Source organism: Nesterenkonia aethiopica (assembly GCF_039534665.1).
In the GTDB taxonomy this organism is placed as follows: domain Bacteria; phylum Actinomycetota; class Actinomycetes; order Actinomycetales; family Micrococcaceae; genus Nesterenkonia; species Nesterenkonia aethiopica.
Genome location: NZ_BAAAVT010000008.1, coordinates 107,048 through 122,556 on the forward strand (window position 1 = coordinate 107,048; position 15,509 = coordinate 122,556).

Here is a 15,509-nt window from a genome sequence, read left to right on the forward strand (position 1 = left end):
TGGCAGAGTCGATGCCGTCCGAGGCAGAGCGGACAGCGAGCCGACGTCTCGGCTCAGGCGCGGCGCCCGCTGCGGTGGTGTCAGCGTCTTCCCCACGGGTGCCCGGTCGCCACAGGGGTGCGGCGGTCGGGCACCCGAACGCCGGCGCACGGCCGCGTGGCCGTCTCGGCATGTGACCCATTGCGTGCTCCACCTCTCACCGACTGATGCCCTCTTGGTAACGTGGAGGACGTTTCTGCGTGACGACGGGGTCGCGCGGACCTCCACCATGTACCCCTCGCGGAGCCTCTCCGCGGCCAGACAGAGGAGATTCGCATGCCCCATCAGTCCATCGCGCCTGCGCACGCCCGCATCGCCGCCACGCATGAGATCCCCGAGGCCATGCGCCGGGACGTCGGCCTGCTCGGCGAGCTGCTGGGGCAGGTCCTCACCGAGTACGGCTCCGCAGGACTTCTGGAGGACGTCGAGGCGCTGCGCGAGCTGACCATCGCCGCCCTGGAGGACCCCGACGGCGACATCCTCGCCCAGGCCGAGGAACTCGTGGCGTCCTTCTCCGCGGACCGCGCCAAGGAGGTCGCCCGGGCCTTCACCTGCTACTTCCTGCTGGCGAACCTCGCCGAGGAGCAGCACCGGATCCGCACGCTGCGTGCTCGCGACGGTGAGATCCCCCTGCAGGACCAGCAGCCGGCGGACTCCGTCGCCGCGGCCTTCGCCCACCTCCGGGACGAGGTCGGCCAGGAGGAGGCGGAGCGGCGCCTGAAGGAGCTGCGCTTCCACCCGGTGCTGACCGCGCACCCCACGGAGGCGCGGCGCAATGCCATCGCCGCCTCCGTGCGCCGCGTCGGCCAGCTGCTGGACGACCGGGACGACCCCCGCATGGGCACCGGCGCTCTGGCCCAGAACCGCCGCGAGCTGCTCGAGGAGATCGACAACATGTGGCGCACCGCCCAGCTGCGGGTCTCCAGCCCGTCTCCGCTGGACGAAGTCCGCACCGCCCTGTCCGTCTTCGACACCTCGTTCTCGAAGGTATTCACCCAGGCCTACCGCCGGATGGACGACTGGCTGCAGGGTGAGGCCGGCGGCACGGAGGCGCCGAAGGCTCCTGCGTTCATCCGCCTGGGCTCCTGGATCGGCGGGGATCGGGACGGCAACCCCAATGTGACCGCCTCGATCACCCGCGCCGCCGTCGCCCAGGCCGCCGACCGTGTCCTGGGCGACCTGGAGTCCCGGGCCCGCACCGTCGGGCTCGCCCTGACCCTCGACGACCGCTACACCCCGCCCAGCGACGGTCTGACCGCCCTCTGGGGTCGCCAGCGGCAGCTCTCCGAGGAGCTCACCGACCAGGCCGTCCAGCACTCCCCGCGAGAGCCGCACCGTCAGGTGCTGCTCGCGGTCGCCGGGCGGTTGGCCGCCACCCGAGCCCGCGACGCCGACCTGTCCTATGAGTCGCCGCAGGAGCTGGTCGCTGACCTGAAGGTCGTGCAGGATTCGCTGGCAGCCGGTGGGGCCAAGCGTGCGGCCTACGGCGATCTGCAGGAGCTGATCTGGCAGGTGGAGACCTTCGGCTTCCACCTGGCCGAGCTGGAGGTGCGCCAGCACTCCAAGGTGCATTCGCAGACGCTGGCCTGGCTTCAGGACCCGGAGGGAATCGAGAAGACGGCGGTGCCCGGGGAGGAGGTCATCGAGACCTTCCGGGCGATCGCCTCGGTGCAGCAGCGCTTCGGCGTCGACGCCTGCCGCCGGTACATCGTCTCCTTCACCCAGTCCGCGCAGAACCTCGCCGACGTGTACACCTTGGCGGAGAATGCCCTGGGTGGAGCGGAGCACGCACCGGTGCTGGACGTCATCCCGCTGTTCGAGACCTACGAGGACCTGCAGAACGCGCCGAGGATCCTTCAGGAGATGCTGCAGAACCCGGCCGTGCAGCGCCGCCTGGAGCAGACCGGGCGTCGCCTGGAGGTCATGCTCGGCTATTCCGACTCCGCCAAGGACGTGGGGCCGGTCGCGGCCACCCTGGCGCTGTACGAGGCGCAGGAGAAGATCGCGGCCTGGGCGGTGGAGAACGGCATCACGCTGACCCAGTTCCACGGCCGCGGTGGGGCGCTGGGCCGCGGCGGTGGCCCTGCCAATCGTGCGATCCTCGCCCAGCCGCCGCATTCGGTGGACCTGCGCTTCAAGGTCACCGAGCAGGGCGAGGTGATCTCCGCCCGCTACGGCAACCCGGAGATCGCGCTGCGCCACATCGAGCAGGTCGCCGCCGCCACGCTGATGGCCTCCGCTCCCTCCACGGAGCGCCGCAATGCAGAGGCCGCTCGCCGCTTCTCCTCGTTGGCGGAGCAGATGGACGCCGTCTCCCGGGAACGCTTCCACGGCCTGGTCGACGCCGAGGGCTTCGCCCCGTGGTTCGCGCAGGTCACCCCGCAGGACGAGGTCGGCCTGCTGGCCATCGGCTCGCGTCCGGCCAAGCGGGGGCTCTCGGTGGAGTCTCTGGAGGACCTGCGGGCCATCCCGTGGAACTTCGCCTGGGCGCAGGCGCGCATCAACCTCACCGGCTGGTACGGGCTGGGCTCGGCCCTGGAGGCGGTGGGCGACCTGGAGCAGCTGCGCTCCGCCTATGCCGACTGGCCGCTGTTCCGGGCGCTGATCGACAACATCGAGATGTCGCTCGCCAAGACGGACCGACGCATCGCTGAGCGGTACCTGCGGCTCGGCGACCGTCAGGATCTCGCGGAGCTCGTCCTCGAGGAGCTGGATCTGACCACCAAGTGGGTGCTGGCCATCACCGACCAGTCCCGCCTGCTGGAGGACCACCGCGTGCTCGGGCGTGCCGTGGAGCTGCGGAACCCGTATGTGGATGCGCTCTCCCTGCTGCAGCTGCGCGCGCTGCAGGCGCTGCGCACCCAGGACCACGACGGCGCCGACGTCGATGACCCCCGGAACCTTCTGCTCATCACGCTCAAGGGTGTGGCCGCCGGCCTGCAGAACACCGGCTGATCCGCCGGGTCCGTCCGGCCTTCACCGCGTCGAGCTGCCCCGTGAGCCGCCGTCGAGGGGAGCAGCGCGCGAACCCCCTGTGGCAGACTCGTGTCGTCGACGACTCCGGCCTGGACCGTCGTCGGAGCGGAGGGGGCAGCATGGGACGGGTGAGGGCGGCGACGCTCAGGGCATCGGCCCTGGGCGCCGGGGCGGTGCTGGTGCTGAGCGGCTGTGGGATCTCCGACGGCACCGACATCGCCGCGGTGCTCGCCGATGAGGAGTTCATCGAGGGTGAGGTGGACTGCGGGAACGCCTCCGTGGACGTCACCTCGGTGTTCACGTGTTCCTTCGAGGACCTTCCCATCGCGGAGCCTATGGCCGGTTCACTCCTCGACGTCGAGTACATCGACGAAGGCGAGATCAGGGTGGAGGGCGTCTCGATCGACCCAGCCGATCCGGGAGATGCCCTGTACCGCCGTCTCCAGCCCGGCCTGGTCCAGCTGACCGAGGCTCCCTTTCGGGCTGCCGAGCCGGTGCGTCCCGGCCAGGACGGGACGCTCTTCGTGCCCGGCACCCGGGTGCTGGTCGAGGGGGTCTGGGGCCCGACCGCCGTCTCTGCGCAGTCGATGGGAACCGAGACCGACGACGACCGCGCCGTCGCCTACTTCCCCGCCGAGGGGGAGGAGCTGCTCCTGGTGCAGCTCTTCGTCCAGGACTGGGCGGCCCCGGAGGACGAGGATCCGGAGGAGCCCGGGGTCCTGTGGGCTGAGGGCGACGGTGAGCGTACTGAGGTGCTCACCTTGGACGGTGCGCAGATCGAGGGGAAGAGCCTGCTCCTCTCCGTCCCGGAGGACGCCCCGGCGCATCTGGTGCTCGAGTTCGATGGGCACGAGCAGCACCTGGACGCCCGCACCGGGCAGCGCCAGGTGCCCGCGGACGATCCGGCCGCGGGCTGGTACAGCCTCGACCCGGTGCATCCGCGCCAGTCCATCATCTGGGCGCCCGGTCTCCTCGAGGGGGAGCAGGACCTGGACGGGGTCCAGGAACGGTTGACGCTGGACCTCACGATCACCGAGGCCGGCCTGCAGGGTTGGGCGCCCGAGCACGCGTGGTTGACTCTCGACATGAGGCTCGGCATGTATCCCCAGGGCACGTTCCTCGCACCGCGCGAGTTCGAAGCCGCCGCGGTGGACGTGGACCTGATCCTCACCATCGACGGCGAGGAACACAGCGTGCCTCTCGAACTGGAGGCGGACAACCCGCGGCGCGGGGCCTTGACGGCGGATGTGGTGGGGGAGGTCCCACCGGCCGGCGAAGAGATCCTGCTGCGCCTGGACGGTGAGGCGGAGGTGTTCCAGATCAGCCGGGACGAGGTGATCGGCACAGTGCAGCTCCTGTCCGAGGAGGAGGTTCTGCTGACGGCGCGAGACTGAGGGCACCTGGGGGATGGGACCCGCTGCGAAGGCGCCGATGGGCCGACGTCGGGGGATCCGGAGTAGGATTCTCCCATGACAGTTACCTCTGGCAACCGTTCCGTGCAGCCGCTCATCGCCCCTGACGCCGACCCGCATCTGTGGTTGGAGGAGGTCACCGGCGACGACGCACTGGCCTGGGTGCGGGCGCGCAACGCCCGCGCCGAGGAGGAGCTGGTCGACGACACCTTCGAGGCTCTGCAGTCCGACATCCGCGAGATCCTCGACGCGAGCGACCGCATCCCCGTGGTGTCCCGCCGCGGAGCGCACCTCTACAACTTCTGGACCGACGCCGAGCACCCGCAGGGTATCTGGCGCCGCACCACCGAAGAGTCCTACCGCACGGACGAGCCCGAGTGGGACGTGCTGATCGACCTCGACGAGCTCTCCGCCGCCGAAGGCGTGACCTGGGTGTGGCACGGCGCCACTGTGCTGCGGCCCCGGCAGGACGGTGAGCCGTGGCGGCACGCTCTGGTCTCGCTGTCCCGGGGCGGCTCGGACGCCGACGTCACCCGAGAGTTCGACCTTGTTGAGCGCCGATTCGTGGATCCCGAGGAGGGCGGATTCGCCAAGCCCGAGGGCAAAGGCTCCGTGAGCTGGATCGACGCGGACACCGTCTACATCAGCACCGATCACGGTGAGGACGCCGTCACCACCTCCGGGTATCCGCGCGCCTGCCGCCGGTGGCGCCGCGGCACGCCCCTTCAGGAGGCCGAGACGGTGGTCTCCGTGGAGCCCGACCACATGGTGGCCGCCGCCGGACACCTCGGCACCCCTGGGTTCGAACGCGACATCGCGGTGCGCGTGCTGGGCTTCTATGACCGGGAGACCCTGCTGATCGACGACGGCGGCCTGCGTCGTGTGGCGGTCCCCACCGATGTGCGGGTCAGCATCCATCGCGATCTCTTCCTGTTCATGCCCCGCACCGAGACGACCCTGCAGGGGCAGACGTTCCCCGGCGGTTCGCTGGTGGTCGCCGACATCGACGACTTCATGGCCGGCCGAGCCGAGCTGACGGCGCTGTTCACCCCGGACGCATCCACCTCGCTGCAGGACGTCACCGCCACACCGCAGTGCCTGGTGCTGACCGTCATGCAGGACGTGGTGCACCGGCTGGAGGCCCATGTCCGCACCTCGCAGAGCCCCACCGACTGGCGCCGGTCGCCGGTCTTCGAGGATCTGACCGGCACCCTGTCCGTGGCGGCGGTGGACCCGGAGGAGTCCGAGCAGGTCTGGATCACCTCCGAGGACCACCTCAAGCCCACCACTCTGCACCTGGGGGACCTCTCCGGGCTGCTCGACGGCGGGCAGGAGACGCACGAGGCGCTGAAGTCCGCTCCGGAGCGCTTCGACGCCTCCGGCCTGACCTCGGTGCAGCGTTTCGCCACCAGCGATGACGGCACGCGGGTGCCCTACTTCCTGGTCGGCCCGCAGGAGCTGCTGGCCGAAGGCTCCGGCGCGGCGCCGCGGCCCACGATGCTCTACGGCTACGGCGGCTTCGAGATCTCGATGACCCCGGGCTATCTGGGGGTGGTCGGCAAGACCTGGCTGGAGTCGGGCGGAGTCTACGCGGTGGCCAACATCCGCGGCGGCGGCGAGTACGGCCCGGACTGGCACCGTGCTGCGCTGCGGGAGAACAGGCATCTCGCCTATGAGGACTTCGCCGCCGTCGCGAAGGACCTGGTGGCCACCGGCGTCACCACGGTGCCGCAGCTGGCCTGCCGCGGAGGCTCCAACGGCGGCCTGCTCACCGGGAACATGCTCACGCAGTATCCCGAGCTGTTCGGAGCGGTGGTCATCCAGGTGCCGCTGCTGGACATGAAGCGATTCTCCCATCTCCTGGCCGGAGCCTCCTGGCGCGCCGAGTATGGGGACCCGGACACTGAGGACTGGGAGTTCATCCGGGGCTTCTCCCCCTATCACCTGCTGCAGGAGGGGCGTCGATATCCGGCGGTCCTGCTGACCACCTCCACGCGGGACGACCGGGTCCACCCGGGGCATGCCCGCAAGATGACGGCAGCTCTGGAATCCCTGGGGGCCGATGTGAGGTACTGGGAGAACACTGAGGGAGGACACGGCGGCGCCGCCAGCCCTGAGCAGCAGGCCCGGCTCAACAGCTTCATCTACCGGTTCCTCCAGCAGCAGCTCAGCTGATCCCGTGCCGGAAGCTCTCTCCAGGGCTGCGGGCGGTGCGCCGGGGACGCCGGACCCACTGGGAATCTGAGTACGGCGTACGGTATGCTGTCCGGGTCCTCCTCATCACCCTGCTGGAGAAAGGAGCACGCATGAGCGTGCCGACAGCGGATCCGGCCGTCGAGACCCGCGGCCTGGTCAAGAGATTCGGCGACAACACCGCCGTGGACGGCGTCGATCTCTCCATCTCCCGTGGGGGCATCTACGGAGTGCTGGGGCCCAACGGCGCCGGCAAGACCACCGTGATCCGGATGCTCGCCACCCTGCTGCGTCCCGACGGCGGCGAAGCCCGCGTGCTGGGTCATGACGTCTTCGCCGAACCCGCGACCATCCGCGAGAAGATCGCCCTGACGGGTCAGTTCGCCTCGCTGGACGAAGACCTCACCGGCATCGAGAACCTCGTGCTGCTGGGCCGTCTGCTCGGGTTCCCCGGCCGGACCGCGCGGCGCCGGGGCCACGAGCTCCTGGAGGCCTTCGGGCTCGCCGAGGCGGCGGGTCGCCAGGTGAAGAAGTACTCCGGCGGCATGCGCCGTCGCCTGGACATCGCGGGCTCCCTGCTGGTCACCCCGGAGCTGATCTTTCTGGACGAGCCCACCACCGGGATCGATCCGCGGTCCCGGAACCAGGTCTGGGACATCATCCGGACCCTGGTGGGGGCCGGCACCACTGTGCTGCTGACCACCCAGTACCTGGAGGAGGCGGACCAGCTGGCGGACCGGCTGGCCGTCATCGACCACGGTCGGGTGATTGCCGAAGGCACGCCCGGCCAGCTCAAGGCGCAGGTCGGTTCCGGTGCGCTGACCGTCCGGGTGGTCGAGCCCGCAGACCGGGAGCAGGCGGCGGAGCTGCTGGCTCGCACGATCGAGGCCGAGGTCACCCGGGAGCCTGATCCGACGGCGCTGACCGCGCGGCTCAATGAGCGATCCCGGGCCGCAGCGGCCCTGAGCGCCCTGGAGGAGGCGCATATCGACGTCGAGACCTTCGCCCTGGGCCAGCCCAGCCTGGACGAGGTCTTCCTGGCGCTGACTGGGCATCGCGCCGAGCACGAAGGCGAAGAGGAGGGGGCCGCCGCCGACGAGACCGACGGCGGCCCAGACGACCAGGCGGAGGCGACCATCCGATGAGCATCAACGGGACCACCACGCTGCACGAGTCCGAGCGGATCCGCCACATCCTGGTCAGCCCGGAGGACCGCCCCGCCCGGGCCGGTGCCTTCAGTGCCTCGATGACCTATGGCTGGCGCGCGCTGCTGAAGATCAAGCACGTCCCCGAGCAGCTCTTCGACGTCACGATCTTCCCGATCATGATGACGGTGATGATGACGTACGTGTTCGGCGGGGCCATCGGTGAGGCGATGGCGGGAGGCGACTCACAGTCCGCCGTCGACGCCTACGTGCAGTTCCTGATCCCCGGGGTCTTCGTGCAGACGTTGGTGATGATCACCATGTACACGGGGCTGACCCTGAATCGGGACATCTCCAAGGGCGTCTTCGACCGCTTCCGCTCCCTGCCCACCTGGCGGCCCGCGCAGCTGGTGGGCGCGCTGCTCGGCGACCAGGTGCGCTACACCATCGCGGGGGTGATCATCCTGGTGGTGGGCGTCATCATGGGATTCCGCCCCGGCGGTGGGCTGACCGGTGCGGTCGCGGCCTTCGCGCTGCTGCTGGTCTTCAGCTTCTGCCTGTCCTGGGTGTGGACCACGGTGGCGCTGCTGATGCGCACCGAGCAGGCCGCCATGGGGGTGTCCATGTTCATCTTGATGCCGCTGACCTTCGTGTCGAACATCTTTGCGGATCCGCAGACCATGCCGGGCCCCGTGCGGGCCTTCGCGGAGATCAACCCGGTTTCCACCGTCGTCGCCGCGGTCCGGGATCTCATGGACGGCACCTACGACGTCGGCGGCCTGACCATGGTGCTGGTCTACTGTGCGGTGCTGGTGGTGGTCTTCGGGCCGCTGTCCATGCTCATCTACAACCGGAAGAGCTGAGCGGCCCGGGTGTGCCCGGCGCGGCTCATTTGATGAAGCGGATGCTGATCGGATACCGGTAGGGACGCCTGTTGTAGGCGGCGATGGCCGCCATGATCCCGAAGACGATCGCGCAGACCCAGGCGATGAAGATGATCAGCGCGCCGATGAGGATGACGGTCAGGATGCCGCCGACCACATAGGCGATGAACAGCGTGATCTGGAAGTTCAGGGCCTCCTTGCCGTGGTCGTCGATCATCCGGCTGCGTTCGCGGAAGACGAGCCACACCACCAGCGGGACCAGCCAGGACAGGAACACGCCGCCAAGGTGGACGGCCACGCCCCAACCCTGCTCCTCACCGGGGGTGAGCGGCCGCACAGGACCGGCCGGCACCCCGCCGTAGGCGGACTGCTGCGGCTGTCCGGGCCCGGGCTGTCCGGGGTCTGCCGGGTGGGGCTGTCCCGGGGCGTTGTGGGCATCCTGCGGGTCCACGGGCTCAGGGCCCTGCCCAGTCGGGGGCTGTGTCATGGCTCCTCCTCGCATCGTGATGAGCGTCCAGGTGATGCTCAGCTTAGTGCGCGGGCGGCTCAGTGGATACGGTGGTCAGCATGCGAGAGCTGTCTGTGACCGAATCGGTGCCGGAGGACGTCGTCACCCTGGTCCGTGAGGCGCGCCAGGTGGTGGCGCTCAGCGGAGCCGGAATGTCCGCCGAATCCGGCGTGCCCACCTTTCGGGAGGTCCAGCGCGGTCTCTGGGAGCGGTTCTCCGCCGAGGAGCTGGCCACCCCGGACGCCTTCGAGGCGGATCCGGCCCTGGTGTGGACCTGGTACCGCTGGCGGCAGGCACTCATCGCCGCGGTCGAGCCGAACCCCGGGCATCGCGCGCTGGCGGCCTGGCAGCGCCACCTCGCCGACCAGGGCGGTTGGCTGGCGGCGGTCACGCAGAACGTCGACGACCTCCACGAACGTGCCGGCACGGACGTCCTGGCCCACCTGCATGGCAGCATCACCACCCATCGCTGCGCCGACTGCCAAGAGCCCGTCGAAGTTCCCGACCCGGCCTACGATGGGTTCACAGTCCCGCCCGAGCCTGAGCAGCCTCCCCGCTGTCCGGCCTGCCAGGAGGGGCTCGCGCGCCCCGACGTCGTCTGGTTCTCGGAGATGCTCCCGGCGGAGGCCTTCGACGCCGCCACCGCCGCCATCCGCGCCAGCGACCTGGTGATCGTGGTGGGCACCTCCGGCATCGTGCAGCCGGCGGCGTCGCTGCCCCTGCTGGGCCTGGAGCGTGGCGTCCCGCTGATCGAGATCAACCCGGAGGAGACCGGGCTGACGGAGGTCATGGACTTCGCGATCCGCGGCCGCTCCGGCGAGGTCCTGCCCCGGCTGCTGGCCGCCGCCGGCATCCCCCTCGACAGAAGGTGACGCGTTGACGCTGTGGGAATCCGTGCTCCTGGGCGTGATCCAGGGGCTGTTCATGTTCATCCCGGTGAGCTCCTCCTCCCACCTGGTGCTGACCCAGCACTGGATGGCGGCGACCGGCTCGCCGCTGCCGTCTCCGGAGACCCCGGAGATGCTCCTGTTCAACCTGGTGGTCCACCTGGGGACGATGGTCTCCGTGGTGGTGGTGATGCATCGTCCTCTGGGGCGCCTGCTCTCCGGAACCCTCCGGGAGCTGCGGTGGTGGGCGCGACGTCGCACCCTGCGCCACATGATCCACCTGAAGCTCATGCTCTTCGGCGTGGTCACCACCGGGGTGACCGGCGTGCTGGGACTGCTGGTCCGCGAATACGGCACCGGAGTGTTCGCCACGCCGTGGGCGGTGTCGCTGATGCTGCTGGTCACCGGGGCGATCCTGTGGTGGACGGATTCGGTGCGTGAGACCTGGCGCGGCGCGGCGCAGATGACCATCTGGGTCGCGCTGCTGATCGGCCTGGCCCAGGCCGCCGCGCTGTTCCCCGGGCTGAGCCGCTCCGGGCTGACCATCGCCATGGCGCTCGCCCTGGGCATGCACCGCAAGATCGCCGCACAGTACAGCTTCTTCGTGGCCATCCCGACCATCGTCGCCGCCACGGGCGTCCAGTCGTTGAGCCTGCTCGACCATCGGGGCCCGCTCGGGGTGGGCGTCGACGCCTATGTCGTTGCCTTCGTGGTGTCCGCCGTCGTCGGGGCCGGAGCCCTGTGGTTGGTGCTGCGCATGCTCTATCGGGGTCACTTCCGGGTCTTCGCGGTGTACGTGATCCTCCTGGCGATCGTGACCCTCATCCTCCAGCCGGAGGATGACGCGCTCGAGCTCGCGGCTGCAGACGACGCGCCGACCGTCGTCGACGAGGAGGCGGCCCCGTGATCTGGCTCTACCTGCTCGCGATCGCGCTGCTGGGCGCCGTCGTCGTGCTGCTGACAGGCCGTGTCGAAGGAGCGGCGCCGCCTGCCGAGCTGCCGCCCGGTGACGACGTCACGTCTCTCCTCGCCGCGCGAGAGGGCCGTCCGCTCACCGCCGACGACCTGCGCGGACTCCGCCTGGACCCGGCGTTGCGCGGATATCGCATGGACCAGGTGGAGGCCCTGCTGGACGCTCTCACCGCCCAGCTGGAGCAGGACTCCAGGGAGAGGGGCGAAGACACACCCGGGTGACAGGCGAAGATGCCGCGCTGATCAGGACGTTCACCGGCCGTCCGGGTGACATTCCTCCCATGTGGGGGATAATGGAGACGGATGTGTCACACATCCGCACAGAGGAACACCAGAAGGGAAGCACTCGATGGCTGCAATGAAACCGCGTACCGGCGACGGTCCTATGGAGGTAGCTCAGGAAGGACGCAGCCTCATCATGCGGGTGCCCATCGACGGTGGTGGTCGCCTGGTGCTGGAGATCAACGAGGAGGAGGCACAGGCCCTCAAGGAGTGCCTGGTCGACGCCGTGGGGGAGTGATCCCCTGTCCAGGGCCTTCCGGCTCAGCGCTTGACGGCGACGAGCAGCCCGGTCCCGGTGCCGAGCATCGTGGTGACCAGGCGCTCGTCGTCGCGCACTGAGCGTTCCACCGCGCGCCTCCGGCGGGTGGACTCTTCCCGGACCGCGGGACGTGGCAGCCGGTCGTGGTCGAGGGCGTCGTTGACGGCCAGCAGCCCGCCCGGGCGCAGCAGGCGCACCCCCTGCTCCACGAACTCGTCGAGCTCCGGGCTGTCCGCATCCAGGTGCACGAGGCAGTAGCCGCCGCTGGTCAGGCGGGGAAGCACCTCCTCTGCGCGGCCGGTGATCAGGCGGGTGCGGGCCGAGGGCACCCCTGATTCCTTGAACGTGGTCCGCGCCGCCTGCAGATGATCGGCGTCGGGATCGATGCTGGTGAGCACCGCGTCCGGCGCGGCTCCGCGCAGCAGCGACAGTCCGGAGACGCCGACGCCGGTGCCGACCTCCACGAGCCCTCGGGCGCCCATGGCGGCGGCGAGCACCGTCAGGGTGGCGGCCACGCCCTCGCTCACAGGAGTGACGCCGAGGTCCTCTCCCCGACGTCGGGCCGCCTCGAGGATGTGATCCTCAGCATGATGCTGTTCGGCGTACTCCCAGCTGGCGTGCTTGGCCGTCTGGGGACTGGTGAGGGCTCTCATAGATCCTTCCTGCGCTGACCTCGGGCTCTGCGGGAAGCGCCGAGGCGGGCCCGGACTCGGGGCCGGAGCGAGAGTCGCCGCCGGGCTCGTCCCCATCCTATAGAGCCGCGAGCCTTCTCAGGATATTCACAGCGCGCACCCAGACTCTGCTCTCACAATGGTCCCCGATGTCCCCGTCCGCCACGCGCCGTCACCTCAGCGACGACCGGTCAGCCAGGCCCCGAGCCGGCTGGCTGGTGGTGATGTGCCTCATGGTCGCCGTCATGGGGGCCGTCGTGGTGTTCGCCGCGGCATGGGTCCTCGGCGGCCGCGCCGTCTCCGCGCCGGCCTCCGTGGAGGCGCTGGCGCCCGCCGACGGCGGCGTCGGCTCCCCGGCCACGTCGGCCCCGGCCGGCGCCTCCGAGCCGCTGGTCCAGGCCGACGGGACCGCGCAGCTGCCCGGCGCCCTGACCACGACCACCGTCCACGAGCTGCGACTGGACCACCTGGACGACCTCAAGCCGCTAGGCTGGACCGTGGGGCACCTGGTGGACTTCGGCTTCGGCTTCGAGCCGCAGCGGCTGGAGACCGGGGTGGTCGACGGCGTCCGCACGGTGGAGCTGCAGTTGGCCGACGGAGCGGACCGCATCAGCGTGGCGGAGACCCGCTCGGAGTCAGAGGACGTCGGTCTCACCTCGCTGCGGGAGAAGCTGGCTCCCATCCTGGACGAGGATCTGGTGGAGCACTATCGGGTCACCCTGGGCACGGGGGAGGGCTGCGACCTCTTCGTCTCCCGGGCCGGGGACCGCTGGACTGCGGCGGTGGAGACGGACGACGCGCAGTATGTGATCACCTCGAACCTGGCCGAGTCCTCGGCGGAGCAGGTGGCGGACTGGGTGATGGCCTCCGACCGGGCTCGGGTGCAGATGCTGCCCACCGACCCTTCCGCCAGGGACCGTCTGGCCCGGGGCCTGGACGAGCTGTTCCGATGGAACGACTGAGTTCACGGTAGATTTGGTCTGTGCTTGGTATCAACGGTTACGAGCTCATCATCCTGGTGGTGCTCGCTCTGGTCATCCTCGGCCCGGAACGGTTGCCGCAGTATGCCCAGACGCTCGCTGAATGGGTCCGCAAGGCCCGGGGCATGGCTGAGGATGCCAAGAAGCAGTTCAAGGAGGAGACCGGGACCGACTTCGACGACGTCGACTGGAAGAAGTACGACCCCCGGCAGTACGACCCCCGGCGGATCATCCGCGAGGCGCTGGCTGAGGAGGTCGACACCACCCGGCGCGCCGTGGGGGAGGTGCGGGACGCGGCCCGTCTGGAGCCGCCTCGGCGCCCCCGGAGCGGTGCAAGCGGGTCCCGCAGCAGCGGGTCCGGGGGCAGCGGCGCAGGAGCCCGCGGCGCGACGCCAGGAGCCCGCAGCACGACCGGGTCTGGCCGCGACGGCGGAGCCGCCCGCCGTGCCGGCACCGCTGGGGCCGCCCACCACCAGAAGTCCGCAGACCCCCGGGAGGTCTTCGGGGCCGGGAAGGACGCCAAGAGCTCGGGCGCACTGGCGGCCGGGCTGGCCGGTGCCTCCGTCGCCGGAATCACCGGCTCGGCCTCGCTCGACGACGGCGACGGTGCGGGATCGGCCGACACGCCCCCGACGCCGGCGCCCTTCGACGTCGACGCCACCTGAGCCGGGTCCGTCAGCTCACGGTCCGTCATCCGGTGGTCCCTCCGCCGGTGCCGGGTCCGCCGGCGCTCCCTCAGGTCGGACTCGAAACCTCTGAGGACACGTCCCTCTGACGCGCCTATCGTGTGGTCCACACCTTCAGCGGAGGGCGTCACACCGCTGGACGAGGCGAGGCCGGGAGGACCACATGGGTGAGGCGACGACGGAACGACGATTCATCAAGTCCCTGGGAAGTCTGGAGACGTTCTTCCTCGGATTCGGCGCGATGATCGGCTTCGGCTGGATCGTGCTGACCGGAGATTGGCTGAACAGCGCCGGCACGTTCGGCGCTGTGACCGCCTTCGTCATCGGCGCGATCATCATGGCACTGGTCGGGCTGGTCTATTCCGAGCTGGTCTCGGCGATGCCCCTGGCCGGCGGGGAGCACAACTACCTGCTGCGAGGCTTCGACCCGCGGTTGGCGCTGCTCGGCTCCTGGGGCATCGTGGGTGGCTACATCACCGTCGTCGCCTTCGAGGCGGTGGCCATCCCTCGTACGGTGGCCTACATCTTCCCGCAGGTGCATCAGATCCCGCTGTGGACGATCGCCGATTCCCAGGTGCACTTGACTTGGGCGCTCATCGGATCCGGCACCGCGGTGCTGCTGACCTGGCTGAACATCCGCGGCATCAAGCCGGCCAGCCTCTTCCAGACCTCGGTGATCATCTTCGTGGTGGTGGTGGCCGTGGTCATGCTGGCCGCTGCGATCTTCGGCGGGGAGCCCTCCCATGCGGAGCCTCTGTTCACCGGGGGCGGGGCCGGCATCATCGCCGTGCTGGTGATGGTGCCCTTCCTCTTCGTCGGCTTCGACGTCATCCCGCAGTCCGCGGAGGAGGTCAACCTTCCGGCCCGGAAGATCGGTCGCCTGGTGGTCGTCTCGGTGCTCGCCGCGGCCGCGTTCTACATCCTGATCGTGCTGACCACCTCGGTGGCGCTGCCGGCCACTGAGATGGGCGATTTCGATCTCGCGACCGCCGACGCCATGGCGGTGCTCATGGGCTCCCAGTTCTGGGGGAACCTGGTGGTGGCCGGAGGCCTCGCGGGTCTGCTGACCTCCTGGAACGCGTTCCTCATCGGCGCCTCCCGGCTCATCTGGGCCATGGCGAACTCGGGCATGCTGCCTGCATGGTTCGCCGTGCTGCACCGCCGCAACGGCACCCCGGTCAACGCGCTGCTGTTCATCGGCGGGATCTCGGTGATCGCCCCGTTCTTCGGTGAGGTGATGCTCGTCTGGCTGGTGGACTCCGGGTCGCCGAGCATCGTGATCACCTACCTGCTGGTCGCCCTGGTGTTCCTGGTGCTGCGCCGCCGCGAGCCGGACATGCCTCGGCCCATGAAGGTCGGCAGCGGCTCGCAGGCCGCAGGGACGGCCGTCGGCGTGGCCGCCGTCGCGTCCTCCGCGCTGATGCTGATCCTCTACCTGCCGGGCATGCCGGCGTTCCTGGAGCCCCAGCCCTGGATCATGTTCGGGCTGTGGTGGCTGCTGGGCATCACCTTCATGCTCCGCCTGCCCGGCGGGGTGACGCCCGGGCCCCGGGCGGAGGAGGACCTGCTGGCCGCCCTCGCCGCCCGGCGTCGTCGCCGCTCCGGCTGAGCGCCG

General features: G+C 70.0%; 14 protein-coding genes. 12 read left to right on the top strand and 2 right to left on the bottom strand.

Annotated features, from left to right (window positions below; all coding sequences use genetic code 11):
- Nucleotides 1-315: 315 nt before the first annotated feature.
- The 5 genes from ABD658_RS07665 to ABD658_RS07685 all read left to right on the top strand — a co-directional run bounded on the left by ABD658_RS07665 (nt 316) and on the right by ABD658_RS07685 (nt 8,628).
- Nucleotides 316-2,994 (top strand): phosphoenolpyruvate carboxylase, encoded by a 2,679-nt coding sequence (locus ABD658_RS07665; protein ID WP_344682422.1) that lies wholly within the window; start codon nt 316-318, stop codon nt 2,992-2,994.
- 41 nt (nt 2,995-3,035) lie between these two features.
- Nucleotides 3,036-4,409, top strand: a complete 1,374-nt coding sequence (locus ABD658_RS07670) for a hypothetical protein (protein WP_344682420.1) — start codon at nt 3,036-3,038, stop codon at nt 4,407-4,409.
- Between the two features lie 75 nt (nt 4,410-4,484).
- The gene (locus ABD658_RS07675) at nt 4,485-6,602 is read left to right on the top strand and encodes a prolyl oligopeptidase family serine peptidase (RefSeq protein WP_344682418.1); all 2,118 of its coding nucleotides are present in this window, start codon (nt 4,485-4,487) and stop codon (nt 6,600-6,602) included.
- A 131-nt stretch (nt 6,603-6,733) separates the two neighbouring features.
- On the top strand, nt 6,734-7,765 hold the full coding sequence (locus tag ABD658_RS07680; RefSeq protein ID WP_344682416.1) for an ATP-binding cassette domain-containing protein: 1,032 nt from the start codon (nt 6,734-6,736) through the stop codon (nt 7,763-7,765).
- Nucleotides 7,762-8,628 carry an ABC transporter permease gene (locus ABD658_RS07685; RefSeq protein ID WP_070161667.1) on the top strand — a complete coding sequence of 289 codons (867 nt, stop codon included), beginning with the start codon at nt 7,762-7,764 and terminating at the stop codon, nt 8,626-8,628. Before ABD658_RS07680 ends, ABD658_RS07685 begins: the two co-directional genes overlap by 4 nt.
- A gap of 25 nt (nt 8,629-8,653) precedes the next feature.
- On the opposite strand, the gene ABD658_RS07690 is transcribed toward ABD658_RS07685, so the two are convergent.
- Nucleotides 8,654-9,136 (bottom strand): DUF4870 domain-containing protein, encoded by a 483-nt coding sequence (locus tag ABD658_RS07690; protein WP_311025694.1) that lies wholly within the window; start codon nt 9,134-9,136, stop codon nt 8,654-8,656.
- 80 nt (nt 9,137-9,216) lie between these two features.
- Here ABD658_RS07690 and ABD658_RS07695 point away from each other — a divergent pair, with 80 nt between their 5' ends.
- From ABD658_RS07695 to ABD658_RS07710, 4 genes are all read left to right on the top strand, one after another.
- Nucleotides 9,217-10,029 carry an SIR2 family NAD-dependent protein deacylase gene (locus tag ABD658_RS07695; RefSeq protein ID WP_344682413.1) on the top strand — a complete coding sequence of 271 codons (813 nt, stop codon included), beginning with the start codon at nt 9,217-9,219 and terminating at the stop codon, nt 10,027-10,029.
- A 4-nt stretch (nt 10,030-10,033) separates the two neighbouring features.
- On the top strand, nt 10,034-10,951 hold the full coding sequence (locus tag ABD658_RS07700) for an undecaprenyl-diphosphate phosphatase (protein ID WP_344682411.1): 918 nt from the start codon (nt 10,034-10,036) through the stop codon (nt 10,949-10,951).
- Nucleotides 10,948-11,238 (top strand): DivIVA domain-containing protein, encoded by a 291-nt coding sequence (locus ABD658_RS07705; protein ID WP_344682409.1) that lies wholly within the window; start codon nt 10,948-10,950, stop codon nt 11,236-11,238. Before ABD658_RS07700 ends, ABD658_RS07705 begins: the two co-directional genes overlap by 4 nt.
- 127 nt (nt 11,239-11,365) lie before the next feature.
- Nucleotides 11,366-11,536: a DUF3117 domain-containing protein gene (locus tag ABD658_RS07710; protein ID WP_070161663.1), complete on the top strand. Its 171-nt coding sequence runs from the start codon at nt 11,366-11,368 to the stop codon at nt 11,534-11,536.
- 23 nt (nt 11,537-11,559) lie between these two features.
- Here ABD658_RS07710 and ABD658_RS07715 read toward each other — a convergent pair whose 3' ends face one another.
- The gene (locus ABD658_RS07715) at nt 11,560-12,210 is read right to left on the bottom strand and encodes an O-methyltransferase (protein WP_344682406.1); all 651 of its coding nucleotides are present in this window, start codon (nt 12,208-12,210) and stop codon (nt 11,560-11,562) included.
- Between the two features lie 167 nt (nt 12,211-12,377).
- Between ABD658_RS07715 and ABD658_RS07720 the strand changes: the two genes are divergently transcribed.
- The 3 genes from ABD658_RS07720 to ABD658_RS07730 all read left to right on the top strand — a co-directional run bounded on the left by ABD658_RS07720 (nt 12,378) and on the right by ABD658_RS07730 (nt 15,503).
- Nucleotides 12,378-13,190, top strand: coding sequence for a hypothetical protein (locus ABD658_RS07720; RefSeq protein WP_344682404.1), 813 nt, complete (start codon nt 12,378-12,380; stop codon nt 13,188-13,190).
- A 20-nt stretch (nt 13,191-13,210) separates the two neighbouring features.
- Nucleotides 13,211-13,873, top strand: a complete 663-nt coding sequence (locus ABD658_RS07725; RefSeq protein WP_344682402.1) for a twin-arginine translocase TatA/TatE family subunit — start codon at nt 13,211-13,213, stop codon at nt 13,871-13,873.
- A gap of 184 nt (nt 13,874-14,057) precedes the next feature.
- Nucleotides 14,058-15,503 carry an APC family permease gene (locus tag ABD658_RS07730; protein WP_311025700.1) on the top strand — a complete coding sequence of 482 codons (1,446 nt, stop codon included), beginning with the start codon at nt 14,058-14,060 and terminating at the stop codon, nt 15,501-15,503.
- Nucleotides 15,504-15,509 lie beyond the last annotated feature (6 nt).